We start from the raw sequence: 753 nt of genomic DNA, 5'->3' as shown, positions 1-753 counted from the left end.
AGGCAGATTCTCCGCCTCAATTATTTCTACATTTACTGAGATCACCGGAACAACGGAGGCATTGCGAAACTTCAGCGCATTAGAGAGCAGATTCTGAAAGAGTTGTTCCAGCTGGGAGGCATCTCCGGAAATAACGGGCAGGGCGCCGACCTGAATCCGGGCCCCGGTTTGCTGGATGGTTAACTCTAACGTTTGGCATACAGTATCCAGGATGCTCCGGAGCGCTACAGGAGCACTGGCTTCCCGTTGGGTTGAAATCCGCGAAAAGCTCAGCAGATCCCTGATCAGCATGGACATCCGGCTTGCTGCGGACTGCATGCGTTCTACATACGTCAACGCTTCTCCGGACAACGAAGCATGGCCCATTTTCAACAGATCGCCGAACTGTTGAATCTTACGCAGCGGTTCCTGCAAATCATGGCTGGCGATGTAGGCAAATTTTTGCAGGTTTTCATTAGACCGGACCAGCAAAGCAGTAGATTCAAGCAGCTTTTCATTGGTAGCGGTAAGTGCCTCATTAGTAGCCGATAGCTCTTCGGTCCGCTTCTGTACTTCATTCTCTAAGGCCAGCTGCAGTTCCTGCTGCATGGTTACGTCGCGGGCAGTACCCGAAATTGACAGCGACATGCCATCCTTATCAAAAGTCGTCCGGCCGCTGGCATGAACAATACGTTTCTGCCCGTTAAGCGCGTTGTTTATCGTATAAATCTCATCAAACTGGCCAGGACTGCCCGGCGCCAGGGCTTTTCCCAG

General features: G+C 51.9%; 1 protein-coding gene. It reads right to left on the bottom strand.

All coding sequences use genetic code 11. The features are described 5' to 3' along the window. Window positions 1–753, bottom strand: a 753-nt coding sequence (locus tag BLX24_RS30885) for a sensor histidine kinase (protein WP_310590817.1), incomplete at both ends; no start/stop codon positions are given.

The organism is Arsenicibacter rosenii (assembly GCF_001870735.1).
Classification (GTDB): domain Bacteria; phylum Bacteroidota; class Bacteroidia; order Cytophagales; family Spirosomataceae; genus Arsenicibacter; species Arsenicibacter rosenii.
The sequence above is the reverse complement of the archived record's forward strand: the minus strand, read 5'-3'. Positions and strand labels throughout refer to the sequence as shown.